The 16,849-nt window shown below is 44.6% G+C and carries 14 protein-coding genes; 13 read left to right on the top strand and 1 reads right to left on the bottom strand.

What is annotated here, in order from left to right; translation table 11 throughout:
• Window positions 1-133 precede the first annotated feature (133 nt).
• The 4 genes from QFZ81_RS28625 to QFZ81_RS28610 all read left to right on the top strand — a co-directional run bounded on the left by QFZ81_RS28625 (window position 134) and on the right by QFZ81_RS28610 (window position 2,293).
• Window positions 134-1,006: a proline iminopeptidase-family hydrolase gene (locus QFZ81_RS28625; protein WP_307605556.1), complete on the top strand. Its 873-nt coding sequence runs from the start codon at window positions 134-136 to the stop codon at window positions 1,004-1,006.
• 73 nt (window positions 1,007-1,079) lie between these two features.
• Window positions 1,080-1,307 (top strand): spore germination protein, encoded by a 228-nt coding sequence (locus tag QFZ81_RS28620; protein ID WP_307439091.1) that lies wholly within the window; start codon window positions 1,080-1,082, stop codon window positions 1,305-1,307.
• Window positions 1,308-1,431: 124 nt separating this feature from the next.
• On the top strand, window positions 1,432-1,641 hold the full coding sequence (locus tag QFZ81_RS28615; RefSeq protein WP_307605555.1) for a hypothetical protein: 210 nt from the start codon (window positions 1,432-1,434) through the stop codon (window positions 1,639-1,641).
• A 151-nt stretch (window positions 1,642-1,792) separates the two neighbouring features.
• A complete protein-coding gene (locus QFZ81_RS28610; RefSeq protein ID WP_307439095.1) occupies window positions 1,793-2,293 on the top strand; it encodes a DinB family protein in 501 nt (166 codons plus the stop codon).
• Window positions 2,294-2,349: 56 nt separating this feature from the next.
• On the opposite strand, the gene QFZ81_RS28605 is transcribed toward QFZ81_RS28610, so the two are convergent.
• Window positions 2,350-2,781: a VOC family protein gene (locus tag QFZ81_RS28605; protein ID WP_307439098.1), complete on the bottom strand. Its 432-nt coding sequence runs from the start codon at window positions 2,779-2,781 to the stop codon at window positions 2,350-2,352.
• A 243-nt stretch (window positions 2,782-3,024) separates the two neighbouring features.
• On the opposite strand from QFZ81_RS28605, the gene QFZ81_RS28600 reads away from it, so the two are divergent.
• The 9 genes from QFZ81_RS28600 (at window position 3,025) to QFZ81_RS28560 (ending at window position 16,810) form a co-directional block, all read left to right on the top strand.
• Complete coding sequence (locus tag QFZ81_RS28600; RefSeq protein ID WP_307605554.1) at window positions 3,025-4,851, top strand: sensor histidine kinase; 1,827 nt, start codon at window positions 3,025-3,027, stop codon at window positions 4,849-4,851.
• Window positions 4,829-6,460: a response regulator gene (locus QFZ81_RS28595; protein WP_307605553.1), complete on the top strand. Its 1,632-nt coding sequence runs from the start codon at window positions 4,829-4,831 to the stop codon at window positions 6,458-6,460. The genes QFZ81_RS28600 and QFZ81_RS28595 overlap by 23 nt, the downstream gene beginning before the upstream one ends.
• 466 nt (window positions 6,461-6,926) lie before the next feature.
• Window positions 6,927-8,318 (top strand): ABC transporter substrate-binding protein, encoded by a 1,392-nt coding sequence (locus tag QFZ81_RS28590; RefSeq protein ID WP_307605552.1) that lies wholly within the window; start codon window positions 6,927-6,929, stop codon window positions 8,316-8,318.
• A gap of 78 nt (window positions 8,319-8,396) precedes the next feature.
• Entirely contained in the window at window positions 8,397-9,293 is an 897-nt protein-coding gene (locus tag QFZ81_RS28585; RefSeq protein ID WP_307605551.1) for a carbohydrate ABC transporter permease, read from the top strand.
• A gap of 17 nt (window positions 9,294-9,310) precedes the next feature.
• Entirely contained in the window at window positions 9,311-10,201 is an 891-nt protein-coding gene (locus tag QFZ81_RS28580) for a carbohydrate ABC transporter permease (protein WP_307439108.1), read from the top strand.
• A gap of 17 nt (window positions 10,202-10,218) precedes the next feature.
• Window positions 10,219-12,342 (top strand): heparinase II/III domain-containing protein, encoded by a 2,124-nt coding sequence (locus tag QFZ81_RS28575; RefSeq protein ID WP_307605550.1) that lies wholly within the window; start codon window positions 10,219-10,221, stop codon window positions 12,340-12,342.
• Between the two features lie 411 nt (window positions 12,343-12,753).
• Window positions 12,754-14,358: a hypothetical protein gene (locus QFZ81_RS28570; protein WP_307605549.1), complete on the top strand. Its 1,605-nt coding sequence runs from the start codon at window positions 12,754-12,756 to the stop codon at window positions 14,356-14,358.
• Window positions 14,340-15,167 carry a hypothetical protein gene (locus tag QFZ81_RS28565; RefSeq protein ID WP_307605548.1) on the top strand — a complete coding sequence of 276 codons (828 nt, stop codon included), beginning with the start codon at window positions 14,340-14,342 and terminating at the stop codon, window positions 15,165-15,167. Before QFZ81_RS28570 ends, QFZ81_RS28565 begins: the two co-directional genes overlap by 19 nt.
• A gap of 308 nt (window positions 15,168-15,475) precedes the next feature.
• Entirely contained in the window at window positions 15,476-16,810 is a 1,335-nt protein-coding gene (locus tag QFZ81_RS28560; protein WP_307605547.1) for a redoxin domain-containing protein, read from the top strand.
• The last annotated feature ends 39 nt before the right edge of the window (window positions 16,811-16,849 follow it).

Below are 16,849 nucleotides of genomic sequence, written 5' to 3'. Positions count from 1 at the left end.
CCCCCAAATTTTATTTCGCTATAAATCGACAAATTCCTGTATTTTTTTGAATTTGAATTTTTTGATATACTCGGGGGAGATTAATCAATTTTAACGGCCAGAAAAATGGGGAAATAAAGTGGAGGAAAGTAATTTGAAACAAATTGAAGGCTATATAGACGTCCCCGGAGGCAGGGTTTGGTATACGCGAATTGGTGAAGGCAATAAAACGCCTCTTGTTGTCCTTCACGGTGGACCTGGTAATACACATGATCCGCTAAAATCTGTTCTTCACGTCTTGGCTGACGAGAGGCCAGTCATTTTCTATGATCAGCTTGGTTCTGGGAATTCAGATAGACCAACGGATCCATTATTGTGGAGAACGGAACGGTTCATCGATGAGTTAATAGGCATTAGGGAAGCGCTCGATTTGAAAGAGGTTCATCTTTTGGGCCATTCGTGGGGAACCATGCTGGCAGCGTCCTACTTAATAGACCGCAAGCCTTTGGGTGTTCGCAGCGTTATTTTATCAAGTCCATGTCTCAGTGCGGAGCGTTGGAAAAAAGATGCGGACCATTTCTTGGCTAATTTACCTGAGGATGTTCAACTCACTATTAAGCGTAATGAGGAACAAGCTACAACGGATTCAGAAGAGTATCAAACAGCCATGGAAGAATACTACAAGAGGCATGTGTGCAGACTGGACCCTCTGCCTTCAATCATTGCTGAGAGCCGTGCAAAAGCCAATAAAGACGTTTATATGACGATGTGGGGACCTTCTGAATTCAGTCCGCAAGGCAACCTGAAAACATACGATTGCACACCACAGCTCCATGAAATCCAAATACCCACGCTCTTCGTTTGTGGGCGTTATGACGAAGCTTCTCCAGAGTCGACCCATTATTATCAATCTCTTGTCCCGGCGTCTGAGCTTCATGTCTTCGAACATAGCTCTCATGTGAGTTACTTAGAAGAAACCCATGAATATGTTAGGATTGTCCGTGGTTTTTTGAGTAAAGAGGAGTGAATTAGCAGCTTGAGGTGACAATTAGGCAGAAGTGCACATACAATGTCCTAGGGTTGGGAGGGGTGTTTGAAGAATGCCTTCAATTGTTAATGGTGCCATCAAGATCAACAGTGTCGCCTCGGGTTCAAATGTCCAGATTGGAGATACTTTCGTTATTTATCTCTCAAGTAATTCGAAAATCTTCTCAGGGGCAAACTCATTTTCCCCTGGGGATAGTTTTGGAAGTGTCCAGAGTGTTCTAAATGGCAGCTCCAATACCATAGATCCGGATATTGTCGATACGCCCAATACGAATATTTAAATGAGATCACTTCCACATATTGGATGAGCGTTCTGACTATGAAGACGGTCATAAAGAGTTATATCGGTTCGAAAGTTATACGAGGATCAAACGATATTACTTACCATATAGGGGATAGTACATCTTGCTTAGACTAAAGGCGATTCGTTTAAAGAAGAGAAATGTAGTGTGGCTCATCCCGGTAATGATTCTTGGAACTGGTGCTTTTCCAGATATTCTGGACAGCGGTTGGTGGAATGCGTTAGGCATTATTCTTTTTTTGATTATCATCGTTGTATGTGGCTGGGATTGGTTTCAAGTTGCTCAGGAACAACGCGAACGCGAACAAATGTGAACCGAAGATCCAGCGCTTTGACTGTATGAGAAAAACCCCAACATGGGGTTTTTATTATTTATACCCTGACATAATGCTGTCAGGGTATTTGCAGTATGATAAAGGTAACACTTGAAGTTACGCAAGAACAGTAGATAAGGAGACGATATCTATGACTCATCCCGCACTAGAAATGTACGATTACCACGTATGGGCGAACCAAACCATGCTGAATCGATTAAAAGAACTTCCACAGGACGTATACAATAAGGAGATTCAAAGCGTTTTTCCTTCGATATCGAAGGCGATTGCTCATATTTACCTGGTGGATGCGTGCTGGTTAGACATTATTTCCGGTAAAAGCATGAAGGAAGCAATGGCCGATTCAGCCCAATTGACTGCTGGCGTGGAGTCAAAAGGCATTGAGGAAATGGAGAAGATGTACGTCCAGATATCAGAGCGGTTTAAGACGTTTTTGAACCAACAGGAAAATATGGAAAAGAGGATTATGGTCGATAACCCATATGCGGGACAGCGTGATACCAGCTTATCTGAAATGGTTCTGCAGGTCGTCAATCACGCAACTTATCACCGCGGTAATATTACGGCTATGCTGCGTCAAATGGGGCATGCATCTGTGATGACCGAGTATGCGCTTTATTGGTACTCCTAAACATAAAACGGCTCTGTCGCAGTGGATGCGAACAGGGCCGTTTTGAGCTAATAGCCTTAATTCATGGATTTTCCTTCAGTGAAAATTTGGAATGTTATACCGAACTTGTCGGTTACCTCTCCAAAAGCAGGGCTAAAAAAAGTCTCTTGGAGCGGCATCTTTACTTGACCGCCTTGCTGCAAGGCTTCATAAAACTGTTTTGATTTTTCCGCGTCTTTGGTTGTAATACAGATTGTAACGTTATCGCCCTTTTGAAGGGGTTTACCCGGAAATGTATCGGAAAACATAAGGTTGGATTCACCAACTTGCAGCATCGCGTGTCCCACGAGTTCCTTGGCTTCTGCCGGTAATGGAAAATCAGGGTTCGCTGGCATCTCACCGAAAGATTGAGTAAAAAGAACTTTGGCTTCTAATGCTTTTTCGTAAAATTGAATAGCTTCCTTTGCAGTACCGTCCATTACTAGATAAGGGGTTAATCTCACTGACATTATTATTGCCTCCTTGGTTTTCACACTAAAATAGGTTACCTCTTATTATTACCATATTTCCGCCAAAAAATAAAGAACATATGTTTGTATTTACGAAAGTTTTACGATTTCATCTGCATCTCGATAAAGTTGCCCTCCTTCATGATTTTCCCTCATGTCGAAAATAAGCGTCCTATACTATAATAAAATAGATGAAGTCCGTAAGTCCGTATTCTCACAACACGAAAGGTGATGGAGACACCAATGAACAAGTCTCGAATGTGGTCGCCCATTCAAAAAATATTCCATTCGTTCTCATTAAAACAAAGAATATGGCTTACCTTTGTCGTTCTGATCACCTTAGGTCTTATGGCAACGGGCAGTATTGCGTATTTGATAGCTTCAAAGGAGATTCAGCGTAATGCCCTGCAGTCTAGTCAAGATACCGTTAATCAGTCGGCGCAAATCGTGAATGAACGGTTGAAGAACATTGGTATTGCTATAAGAGCGCTGATGTTCAGCGATGCCTTCAAACAATTAATGAAAGATGTACAAGCTAATGATAGATCTAGCTACTATAAGTCATTAACCTCATTGCAGTATGTCTTTTCCCAGGTAAAATTCAACGATTCTATGATTGATAGCATTCTGATTGCCACACCGATCGGGGATTTTTATCCGACCTCCAGTGTGAGGAACACGGCGAATTCATTTTATAAATCGGAGATGTATGAGCACTTCAAGCAATTGAATCGTGGTTTCTGGAGTCCAGGTCATGTCGATCCATTTTTTACTGGCAAGCAAAGGGTGATATCACTCGTTACAGAAGGCGTAGGCGAAGACTCTTTTTTGGTTTATGAACCGACCAATGTATACGTCGTAGTAAATGTGAAAGAAGATGACCTGCGGGATCTCTTTATGGAAAACTTAACCAAAACGAACAAACAATATTATTTCATTGATGCCAAAGGAGAAGATGTGAATTACGCGGATAGGACGAGTACAGACCATTTCATCCAAAAGCCCGCATTTTTTGAGCAATTGAGCGATCAAATGAAAGGTTCTTTTTTCTACACGAATGATAAAAAGGACTATTTAATTAATTATTCACGACTGGAAGTAAAGGACGATTGGATGATTGTCAGTGTTCAAGCGAAGTATGACCTGTTGGCCAAATTAAATGGGATTAAAAGAGCGACTACCTATGTGATTATTGGCTTTATTATTTTATCGCTATTCATAACGAATAATTTAACCTATCTGCTTTTAAAACCGCTGTACAGACTTCAAAAGTTGATGAAGCGAGTAGAAGAGAATGATCTTTCTGTTCGTTTTGAAAGCGTTTATAAGGATGAGGTATCCCAGGTAGGATTCCGTTTTAACCGGATGCTGGATGAAATCAAACAGCTGATTGAAGACGTGAAGAACCGTGAGCGTGATAAACGGAAGGCTGAAATTAAAGCGCTATCGGCCCAGATGGACCCTCATTTTTTCTATAATACGTTGAATACCATTTACTGCAAATCGGTTTTGGGCGAAAACGACGACGTAAACGAAATGATACTGGCTTTATCGCAAATGTTTCAATTAAGCCTTAGCGGTGGGCGCGATCTGATTACATTGGGGGATGAATTGGAGCATGTTCGTCAGTATTTGGCCATTCAGCAAAGGTCCTATGAGAATTTGTTCGTGTGCCAATTCGAGGTGGAACCGGAGCTGCTCACATGCTTGGTGCCGAAGATTATGATTCAACCACTCGTTGAAAACTGCATTTTACACGGATTTAAAGATATGACTTCGGGTGGGGGCATTCTGATAAGCGCTCGAGCCGAAGAGGACTGGCTGCATATAACGGTGGAAGACAACGGGCATGGGCTAGTGCCTGAGAAGCTCCTTCAGGGTATTGTTCACCCGACAACGTCCAAGCATGGCTACGCGCTGCGCAATATTTATACCCGTTTACAGTTGTATTTTGGCGGTCAACAGCGAATGGAGATTACCAATAACGACTTAGGGGGAGCACGGATTGAACTATGGATCCCTAGCTATGAAGGAGAGGAAGACTTCCATGAACATGAACCGACTGGTTAAATTATGTGTCGTTGATGATATCCGAAGCGTTGTGGACATGATTACGAAGAAGATCCCTTGGCACGAGCACGGCATCGAAATTGCGGGAAGCGCAACGAATGGTGAGGAAGGGTTGTCTGTCATTCGTGAAAGCTTGCCGGATATTATTCTAACCGATATTCGGATGCCTAAGATGGACGGATTAGAGATGACACGCAGTATATTAGAAGTGCTGCCTAACAGTAAGGTCATTATTTTAAGTGCTTATACGGATTTTGATTATGCACAAAAAGCCATTCAATATGGCGCGCTTGATTATGTGAAAAAACCTTTCTCTGTCGACCAAATCGTGAAAGCCGTTGTGAAAGCCAAAGAAGTATGGGAGCAGGAAAATCTTAGCCGCACACACGTGCTTGGGCTTCAGAAGAAGATCAAAGAAAGTATGCCAGCCCTGCGGCAGGAATACTTATCTCTACTCGTCCATCATCAAACCAGTGAAGCGGAATTGGCAAGATTATCAGACTTCCTGGACATTAATGAGTTGAATCCTCCCTTTGCGGTGATGACGATCCAGATCGATCAGTTCACGGACAAATACGGCGAGGTCCCTGTTAAGGAGCTTGAGCTTGCGCGGTTCTCTCTGCAAAATATCGTGGAGGAGACGATTTCTTTCTACACGACGGCTGTCGTGTTCAGGGAAGCGTTTAATCGATACATTTGCATTTTGAATATGGAGTCGGACGAGCCTCTGGTTGAAATTGCGGATCATTGCTGTGCGAATATCGCGAGACATACCAAGTTCACGATTTCAATTGGCATCGGTCAGAGAGTAAGTGCGGTGCAGGAGCTTCCGAAAAGCTATCAACAATCGTTAAGCGCATTGTCTTATCACTTCTATACAGGCGGCAATGGTGCGTTCAGTTACAACGCCGATTCGCCAGAGCTCCCCGTGGAGTGGATTTATACCGAGGATAGCGAAAATGAGTTTCTGTTCGCTTTCCGTTCAGGTAATCTCGATAAATGTGTGGAGTGGGCGAAGGGCATTTTCAACGAGATGGGCAAAGCGTCTGTCTTACCTGAGCCTGGTGTCGTCGAACGTTTGCTGCAAGGACTGGTGCTACGGATGTTGCGGGTTCTATTGGAAAAATTTCCTCGGGTGAGTATGGTCGATTTCGAGTCGAAAGTCCATGAAATTAGAGGTGAGAGCGGTGCGGATCTGCAAGAGTATCGAGAATGGTTTGTTCAATTGTGCGATATCGGCTGCCGCATGATTAATCAGGAGAGAGCGAGCGAGTCGCAGAAAATCATCTATCGCTCTGCGGAGTACATCAAATCGAATCTTCATTTGGATTTGACCTTGGAACATTGTGCGAAACAGGCTAACTTAAGCTGGGGATATTATTCGAATTTGTTCAAGAAGGTGACCGGAACTGCCTTCCAGCAGTTCGTTACCATAGCGAAGATAGAACGGGCGAAATCAATGCTCATTGAAGACTACCAAGTGCAGGAAATCGCGCAGCAGCTCGGTTATGAGCATAGGCGGTATTTCAGTGAAGTATTCAAGAAACAAACAGGCCTGACGCCGACTGAATTTAAAGATATGTCTCTGGGCAAGTCCTCGAAGCCGTGAGGGCTTGCCTTTTTTTAGTGCTCCAGAATAAGCGCGTTTTACGCGCTTATTCTGCATTGACGCGCGGGATGATCTGCCGAGAAGTCGATTTCCGGCTTCTCGGACTCATTGGCGAGCTTCGGCTCGCAGAGCTCTCGCTGTAAGCGCGTTTTTCGCGCTTATTTGCTCGAGCGCTTTAGAATAAGCGCGTTTTACGCGCTTATTCTGCATTGACGCGCGGGATGATCTGCCGAGAAGTCGATTTCCGGCTTCTCGGACTCAGTTGGCGAGCTTCGGCTCGCAGAGCTCCCGCTGTAAGCGCGTTTTTTGTGATTTTTATGGAATACAGTAAAATGTAGAAATATCTGCCCTTGTTCATGAGTTGACCTCATTATCAGAATGAACGAATTCTTTTAGTATAAAAAGTGTAAACAAAAGCAATTCCAGTACGATACAAAGTGTTCGCATACAAAAGGGAGGATTACAAATGGTAAAAAGAATTGGGACGGTCACTTTAAGCGTTTTACTGGCAGGCAGTTTGGCAGCATGCGGCAGCAACAATGCGGCAACTAGCCCGGCAGCATCCACCAAGGCATCTGAACAACCTGCTAGCTCAGCTCCTGTGAAGAAAGATAAGACGAAGCTTACTTATTGGACGGGTGACCGTCATGATATGGATTATATTAAAGGTGTTGTGCAGAAGTTTAACGAAACGAATGGCGAGAACATTGAAGTCGAAATGGTTGTGAAGACGGAAGATTTCAACCAAGCGATTGATTTGGCCTTCGCTTCCGGACAGGCACCTGATATCATCCGCGTGAAGGAAAACACGATCCAACCTTTTGCGCAAAAAGGATACTTGAAGCCAATTGATTCCTATTTAGATGATGCGATTAAGAAGAAATTCCCAGTCATTGATGATTTCAACCGGATTGATGGGAAAATGTACAGCTTACCGAACTATGGTTCAACACTGAGACTTGTTTACAATAAAGAGCTTTTTGCCAAAGCGGGCATTGCTGCTCCTCCGAAAACATTGAAAGAAATGGTCGAGGATGCGAAGAAAATTACGGCTGTAGGTAAAGCTTCCGGCTCTTATGGTTTTGCTCAAAACTTCAAAAGCCCGGAAAGCGCACTAGGTCGTTCGGCAAGAGTCATTGCTGAAGCGAGCGGTTACGGCGGACTTGGCTTTGATTTCAAAACCGCGAAGTTTGATTTCACAGGATTCAAAGATGTTATTTCATCGTTCAAACAGATGGTAGATGACGGCAGTACGCTGCCAGGTATGGAATCGCTGGATATTGACCCGCTGCGTGCGCAATTCGCAGAAGGCAAAATCGGGATGTACATTTCATTCTCATCGGAACCAGGCGTGTATGCGAATCAGTTTCCAGCCAAAATCGAATGGGCAGCTGCACCGGTTCCAACGATCGATGGCACGATTAAAGGCGCTACCTCCTTCTTGGGCGGGCAATGGTTAGCCTTAAGCAACACAACCAAAAATGCAGACAAAGCTTGGAAGTTCATGGCGTACATGTATAATGACGAAGTTTTGAAAACGTATCATGAAAAAGGCTTCGGTCTATCCATGGTGCCATCGGTTTCTTCCGTAGCAAAGAAACCGGAAATCAAAGGTATTGATGGCTTCCTTCCAGTTGGAAACGACGGCACTTGGCCGTTGCAACCTACCGTAACTGTTGAAGGTATGAAAAAAGATGATGCTTTTTTCAAATACATGATCAGTGGTGGGAACTTGGATCAAATTATTCAAGATCTGAACAAGCGCTACAATGATGCTCTCGATAAAGCTGTAGCTAAAGGCTCAGTGAAGGTGCAGCCTAATCCAAGCTTCGATCCGATGAAGCTGATGATGAAATAATAGCTATTGATACGGCGAGAGTGGAGTGAATAGCTCCACTCTCGCTCTCTAAGTATAGATATTACAGGAGGGAACGGGATGAACAGGACACGCCAGATTGGGTTTTCATATTTATTTTTATTTCCAAGTTTTCTACTGACCATGGTGCTGGGCGTCTATCCGATTGCTTGGGCTATTCGATATATGTTTTATGACTACAAAGGGTTCGGGGAAGCGTCATTTATTGGGTTTGATAATTTCAGGAGGCTTTGGCAGGACACGGAGTATTGGCACTCAGTCTTGAATACATTCATTTATGCAGGCGGTAAATTAATCATAACTTTGCCATTATGCTTGGTTCTAGCCGTTATTCTGAATCAAAAGCTGCGCGGCCGCAATTGGCTGAGAGCCATCTATTTCATGCCGACAATTATAAGTTCATCTGTCATGGCTGTCGTATTTTTCATTATTTTCAACTCCTATAACGGCATTCTCAATCAATATTTGCTGAAGTTTAACATCATCTCCGAAAGAATCGATTGGCTCGGTCCCAAAAACGCCCTGTTTACGACGATCATCATCGCTGTATGGGGTGCGGTAGGCAACTACATGCTGCTGTTCCTTGCCGGTCTTCAAAATATCCCGAACGATGTGTATGAAAGCTCGTCGCTGGACGGCGCCAATAAATGGCAGCAATTCTGGTACTTAACCATTCCAATGTTAGGGCCAGTGCTGCAAATCGTGATCATGCTGGCCATTATTAATTCGCTTAAAGGGTACGAGAGCATTATGGTGTTGACCGAAGGCGGCCCGGTAGGAAAGACGGAAGTGATGTATTTGTACGTGTATAAGCTTTTCTTTCCGACACCTTCAGGGACACTTGTGGACCAACAATTCGGCTACGGAAGTGCCGTTGGATTCGTTACAGCCGTCATTGTAGGCATCATCACACTAGCTTATCACGCGATGTCTAGACGTCTGAACAATCTTCAATGAGGGAGGATGCTGGGAAAATGGAAGTTACTGAAACGTTATCGAATGTACGGATAAATAAACAAACCCAGCCATTTTCATTTGCGAGAATAGGCGGGAGAGTACTGCTCTGGATCTTTTTACTGGTAACAGCCTTACTGATTGTGTTTCCTATTGTTGTGACTTTTCTTGGCTCCTTTATGTCCAATATCGAGATTACGAAAGGCGGGAAGATTTTCCCATCCTCCTGGCAATTCGTGAATTACAAAGAAGCTTGGGTGCAAGCCAATTTCGCTCGGTTTACATGGAATAGTCTATTTCTGAGCGGAGCAACAACGATAGGTACACTGATCGTAGCATCGATGGCCGCTTATGTAGTTGACCGGATTAAATTCCCGGGCAAAGCCATTTTCGTCGCGATTCAGGCATCTACCATGTTCATATCGATAGGCGCTGTTGTCATCCGACCACAATTTGAGCTTATGGTCAAGCTCCACCTGCACACGAATTTATGGGGTGTCGTCCTCATTCTGGTGAGTGGCCACGCGTATATTTTCTTTATTTTACTGAGCTTTTTACAAGGTATTTCCCGGGAATTAGATGAGGCTGCGCGTATAGATGGCTGCTCGAACGGCGGGATATTTTGGCGAATTATTTTACCTTTGATGCGTCCGGGATTGGGTGTAGGGGCACTGTTTACTTTTTGCGGAGCTTGGAATGAATATTTACGTCCATTAGTATTTACGATGACAAATCCCAAGCTGCAAACATTAACCGTTGGATTATCCTATCTTCGGTATGGGGCATCGGCTGCGGTTCAAACGCATTATATGCTGGCAGGAGCTTGTTTATCGATCTTACCGCTGCTTGTCGTGTATATGATCGCGAATAAATCGTTTATGCAGATGACAGCTGGTTCACTGAAAGGCTAAGAGGGGCAGACACTAATATGGATAAAAAACGTCAAGAGCAACTCCGCACAAACGCGGGTAAACCAGAGTTTAGTGAAGCGATGGCTTTCCTGCGGCAAGAAGTGGATGAGGCATCGCTGATTACTTATGAGATCAAGTCGGATGAGCAGGGGCAGTGGACGCATTATTATCATTGTCATGAGGATGGCACTCGATTGACATTTAATTGGGATACGCCACTTAACCATCGTTGCCCAACATGCAGCAAGGAATGTACGGGTGAACCTTTCGATTCCGCATGGACGTCGATTGCGCATTCGAAGATCGGTCGCGCGGTTTACCATATTGCTTTGTTGTACGCCATAGAACCCGATAAGCATCACTTAGATGTGGTGAAATCCTATCTAATGACTTATGCGAGTCATTATGGTACGTATCGTATCCATGGTGATATTCCGTATAACGGTCCAGGTAAATTGTTTGCCCAAACGCTGGATGAAGCTCATTGGATCACGGATCTTGCTCTGGGATTTGATGTCATTAAAGAGCATTTAACGCCTCAAGAAGTGGCTCACATTGGCAGTGGCTTGCTTAAGCCGTGTGCACGGTTTCTAATTGAACACAAAGAAAAGCAAATTCATAATCACTCCGTGTTGATTACATCGGCAATAGCCTCTATTGGCTTGCTACTTCATGATAACGAGATAATGCAGTTGGGACTCGAAGGAGAATACGGCCTGCTGGATCAAATCAGTCGCGGGATTTTTGAGGACGGTTTATGGTACGAAGGCAATGTTCAATATCACTTCTACGCATTCAAATCGATGCTGCATTATGCGTTGATTGCGGAAGGCACGGAGTGGGAGCTTTGGCATCACAAGGCTTTGAAAAGCATGTTTGATTTCCCGCTGTATCTCCTGTTACCAAATGGCGTCATGCCGATACTTAACGATGCGGGTCCGGGTGACCATATGGGCACCTATGCCCCTTATTATGAAATTGCTTTGGATATTTACGGGAATGACATGTACCGTTCACTCCTGCATACGGCCTATGGAACGGAGTGGGCAGATCAGCAATTTACTGGGGTGAACCACGTTAAAAGGGATTCCGTATATGCCTTGATGTTTGGTCAGGAGCTGAGTACTTCGAATGACGAGAGGGGCGTTTCCCTATGGGATACAGCTCATCATACCCGGTCCTTAACGTCTAGCGGCTTGACCAAATTGGTGAATGCAAAAGGGTGGCAGGTTATCCTCAAGCATAGCCGGTTCGGCGGTGAGCACGATCATATGGACCGGCTTGGGTTATCCGTTGTGCGCGGAACGGTTCCTTTGTTGATCGACCCGGGTACAACGGCTTACGGCATCCCGGCGCACTATGGTTGGTTTAAACATACTTATTCGCATAATACGGTAAGTCTGAACGGGGCCGATCAGCCACCACGTGATGGGCGGATTGTTCAGCTCGTTGAGGAGAACTGGGGCGTATGGGCGGAGACGGCTGTTGATTGGCTGTCTGAGGATTACCAGATGAAAGAGAGAATCATCCTGCCTCGTGAGCTTAGCCCATGGGATGATAAGGCCTTTAAGGGCGCTGTTATCCGAAGAATTAACGTGCTTATGGGGGATCAGCTATTGGATATCGTTAGCGTAACTGTTCCTGATACACGAGAAGTTCATCTGACGAATCATTTTAGCGGTAAAATGAGACAGGATTCTCTTGTCCGGTGGGAGTCGACGGATGAGCAGCTTAGTAGGCTTGACCAGAAATGGCTGAAAGACAAAAAAAAGCTGGTCTCAGATGAGCGTTCATTCTGCTATGAGATGCAAACAGGAATGTTAGATCAGCAAATCTGGTGTTCGAAGACGTCGGATATATTCACAGCGTTATCGCCGGATAATCCACTGACTGTGGACCGAACATCACTGATTCAACGAGTCACCGTTGAGGGTAAAGTCCTGTTTGTGCAGGTGCTTAGTTATGACCCGGATCATGGAGAACGATTGAAAGCTGCCAACTCGGCTGATCTTGTTGTTGTTGAGCTGCAAGACGATACGTATCGGATTGAGTTGCAAACGCTGGAAGATCAGCCTGTTTTTTCTGTGGATTTAAGCGGAGGGAAGGCTACGCTCAGCAAGATGGATAAAGAAAGACAATAATCGATTGCATCGCCAAATGTCCTAAGTCGAGGCTATAGCAATTGAAGTTATCAAGACATTGGAAGTATGTTGTTGTAAAAAGTGCAACAATTGCGTCTCTATCATGCTTTTCTCCCTGTTTTGTTGCATAAACTACAACATTTCGGACCCGAAACAGGCCATTTTTCCATAAATAGGCCAAAATGTTGTACAAACTGCAACTCCAACATGCAAAATGGGCCTTGGGAGTGGGAAATGTTGCAGAAAATACAACTTCGACATCCTCTGACGCTGACACCCATCTACTTCTACTTTTCCTACTTCTAGCTTAGCCTCGGCCGCTGAACAACTTTTCAACCGGAATTTAGAGTTTCCAGTTTCCTATCCAAAATTAACAATAAAGCCCCTTGTCGGGTAAAGGTGTGAATGATTATGCGAAATCGATTATCATTTCTTAGTCTTTGGTCGATCAATGACGCTCTAAATCTGGAAGAACTGAAAGCTGGGCTCGATGAGCTTCGTCTTGCAGGAGTAGAGGGCGTCATTTTTCATCCGAGATTTTATCCGAATACGCCCGTTTATATGAGTGAATCGTATTTGAACATCATATCTGACTTAATTATCTACGCGAAGACTACGGGGATGATCTTCTGGATTTATGATGAAAATGGTTGGCCTTCCGGTACGGCAGGCGGTGAAGTCATGAAGAGACTTCCGAATTCAACATGTAATTGGGTCGAATGGGTTTCAGATCAGGACGAGCATGGAGGCCGAATCGCGTTTGGCTCGAAATTGGCGGTCTCCTCCTTAGATCCGGTAGCCACGTACACATTTATTGATATCACTTATGATGGTTATCGCAAAGGGTTATCCGCTGAAGCGTTCGACTATGTGACTGGCTTCTTCTCTGACGAGGTTGCATTTCTCGATGGGCATGGCATCACGGTCAAAACAGGCGCAATTCCTTGGGATGATCGGTTCGCGCAGCAATATGAAGCGAAATACGGGGAAGCGCTGCTTCCTTTATTGTCGCTTCTGTTTATCGAAGGAGAAGGCTATGAGCGCTTCCGTGTCCGCTACTGGGAGCTGTTGACAGACGCGATCCTTGCAGGTTTCTATCATCCAGTGGCAGATTGGTGCGAAACCTATGGCAAGAAATTTACAGCTCATCTTAAAGCGGAGGAAAGTCCATTCTTTCAGCTCTCTTATAGTGGCTCTTGCTTTCAGGTGCTAAAAGCGGTTGAAACGCCGGCCATCGATGCTTTGGAGCGTTACCCAGGGAACAATTACTATCCACGGATCGTTCACTCTGTTGCTATGCAGCAGGGACGGAGTGCTTCTCTCGTTGAAGCCATGGGCGGTAGCGGTTGGGGTGTTTCCCCTGAATCCTTCACGAATTATGTCATGTGGCTGGCGAGTCACGGTATTGAGCAATTCGTGCTTCATTTAAATCAACTAAAGCTGAATACGAAAGCCATTCAAGACTGGCCGCCGTCTATGCCCAGCCATGTTACGTGGAAAGATGCCTTTCCAGCGCTGCTGGCATCGCTCCAAGATCAAGCAGCGTTGCTGCCTGATTTGAAGGCGAAACCAGATGTCTTGATCGTTACGCCAACTCGCGGCATTATGGCAACTTTCGACCCAAAAGACACAATGCAAATGAATGAACACGATGGCTCCAACATTCCGAGATCAGCCTCCGGTATCATCAATGAGAAGCTGCTGGCGCTAGTGGAAGCTTGTTATGCGTCTGGGATTCATTACGAATTATCCGAGGAGCGGGTGATCGAGGAAGATGGTATCCTCATGAATGGCACTCTACGGATCGGGAAGCGTGACTATGATCATGTGCTAGTGGCTGATGGCTGCAGAGGAACGATACGGGGATGGAGGATAAGCTGCGCTCAGCAGGCATCCTTATTTATGGTTCGGACAACTGGCAAGAGCTGTTGCCAAGTAGTAGAGTACCTGAGGTGTCGAGCGAAAAGGAAGGTTCTCGTCCGCTGCAGACACCTTGGATGGTTCAACCACCACTGAGAAATCAAATCTATGTAGAGTTTCAAGATCAGCTAGATGGTAAATTAACGGCAGAATTGTCCTTGGAACAGCCGGTGAAGATCAGCGGTATGTCGCTCTTTTTACGCGATCTGGTGCAGGAGGTTCGGATTAACGGACAAATGCTTACGATCGTTCCTCAGCATGGCGGTTTTGAAGTCAATGTGCCAGAGATTGTTTTTGCCATAGCAAGCAAGCTTACCATTGGGGTTTCTCCGCTAGAGGGAGGGGAAGGTTGTCCAATTGCTTTTCTGCGCGGCCAATTTGCAGTAATCAGTCAAGATGAGCCGGTGGAAAAGGATGAACATCAGTGGATGCTGAAGGGAGCATTTAAGCTAGTTCCCATGCCCGCATCTATTGACGGGGCTAACCTCATTTCAGCCGGTTTTCCGTTTGCTGGCTTACCGATCACCGTGAGCAAAACGATTCAGATGGATGAAAAAGGCATCACGACCTTGCAGTTAACTGATGTTAAGGCCGCTGCAGCGCATGTTTGGTTGGCGGGTGAAGAGCTGGGATGGTGCTGGGGACCAGACTTTCAAGTTCCGATTCCGAAGGGGCTGACTGCAGGTTCTTACGAACTAAAGGTTAATCTTTATCCCAGCACATTCAACATGTATGGCCCGCATCGCCACATCGACGGAGATCGATACTTGACTAGTCCTGACCAATATAAAGGAATCAAAAATTTTGCAGATCGCGCGGATGCTCCAGAGCTAACCAAGGTGATAGAGTCGCATTTCGTCAAATGGGGCATTTCGGGTGATGTGCGGCTTATCCATCAGAAATGAGTATGATAATATGACGATTGCAGATCCAAACTCGTATCTGGCCGATAGGGTGGAGGCGTGCAAACGCCACTGGCCTGATAACCAAACGATAATCTAACGGATGTATTGACACAGCGAGAATATCCAATTCAAAGAGGGAATCTACTGATAGAACGAGAAAATGACCCGCTAAGGCTGTTGGCCTATAAGTGGGTCATTTTTTGTCGAATATATAAACTTTTTATCCGAAATAATGTAGCATTTCCACTGGTTTTCAGCTAGACTGAAGGAAGCTATTTACGAATATCATGTTAAATTGGGGTGGCAGCATGGCTAAAAAAGGTTTATCAATAGGGAAAAAGGCAGCATCATTTCGACTAGATTCTACACAAGGTATTAAAGGACTGGAAGATTTCAAGGGCAAGCCGCTAGTTATTATTTTCTTGCGTGGAACATGGTGCCATAATTGCCAGAAACAGATGCCAGAGTTAAATGAGTATTATGAACGTTTTTTGGAAAAGGGCATCAATCTCATTGCAATCGCTGGACAAAAGCTAGCCAACATCAAAGATTATGTGAACGCCAACGGCATCAAATTCCCCATTCTTTCGGACGAAACGAGAGAAGTCATAAAGTCTTATGAGGTTTTCACACCAATTAAATGGGACTCATTCCGAATTGCGATTCCAAGCACTTATATTATTGATGAGCATCAAACCATTCGCTATTCCTATATTGGTGAGAACCAAGCGGACCGACCAACTGCGAAGGAAATTTTAGAAGTGATTGATACCCTTTCTATTGTCTCTGATCAAGATAACTCGATTCAAGAGGAGCTTCCAGTTTTCTTAGCGAATATGAAATCCGCCCTTCAACACGTGAATACTTCTGCTGCCTATGTGACGAAGAGTATAGAGAACAATTTACATAATATTGAAGGACTTAAGAAAGCTTCTCTAGGTAATTATGAGCAATTAGAGGAGTTTGTGAGCGATTATGAGAAAAAGTCTGAGGAATTAAACCAGTATAGTCATCAGCTGAACACAACATCCAATGAATTCATGGATATTCAACAGTTGAATCAACAACTTAGTCATAACATTCAAACGACACGCGGATTGATGGATGAATTAATTAGTATGACTCTTGTCGTTAATGAGATGAGTGAGGTCATCTCCAAAATTTCCCGACAAACCAAAATTCTAGCGCTAAATGCATCCATTGAAGCTGCTCGTGCAGGCGAGCATGGCAAAGGCTTCGCCGTTGTCGCCCAGGAAGTGAGCAAACTGGCTCATGGAACGGAGGAGTCGGCAGGTAACATCACAGCGCAGCTGCAAGCGATTGATGAGAAAATTAATGAAAGCTTCTCGTCTTTCTCTACGTTTGAAGAAACGATGAATACGGTTAGAGAACGAATTTCCGTAAACTCAGCCCATATCCTTACCATATCGGATGGAGTTAAAGTGATCGCCAATGACACGCTGCAGCTAGGTACCGAACTGAATCACATCAAGGATAGCCAGCACCAAGCGCAAATTGATCTGAGTGAAATTCAAGAAGTTGAAACGACGATAAATAGTGAAGTAAGTGAGATCTTACAGGATATGCACTATCATGTGGATCAATTGAATGCTTTGGATGAGAGAACGAAAAAGACGAAATAATGATCTCCAGAATAATCGGAAAACCTTTTCATGTACGCA

Origin of the sequence: Paenibacillus sp. V4I9 (genome assembly GCF_030817295.1) — a bacterium.
Lineage (GTDB): Bacteria > Bacillota > Bacilli > Paenibacillales > NBRC-103111 > Paenibacillus_E.
This window is presented reverse-complemented; position numbering and strand designations above follow the sequence as displayed.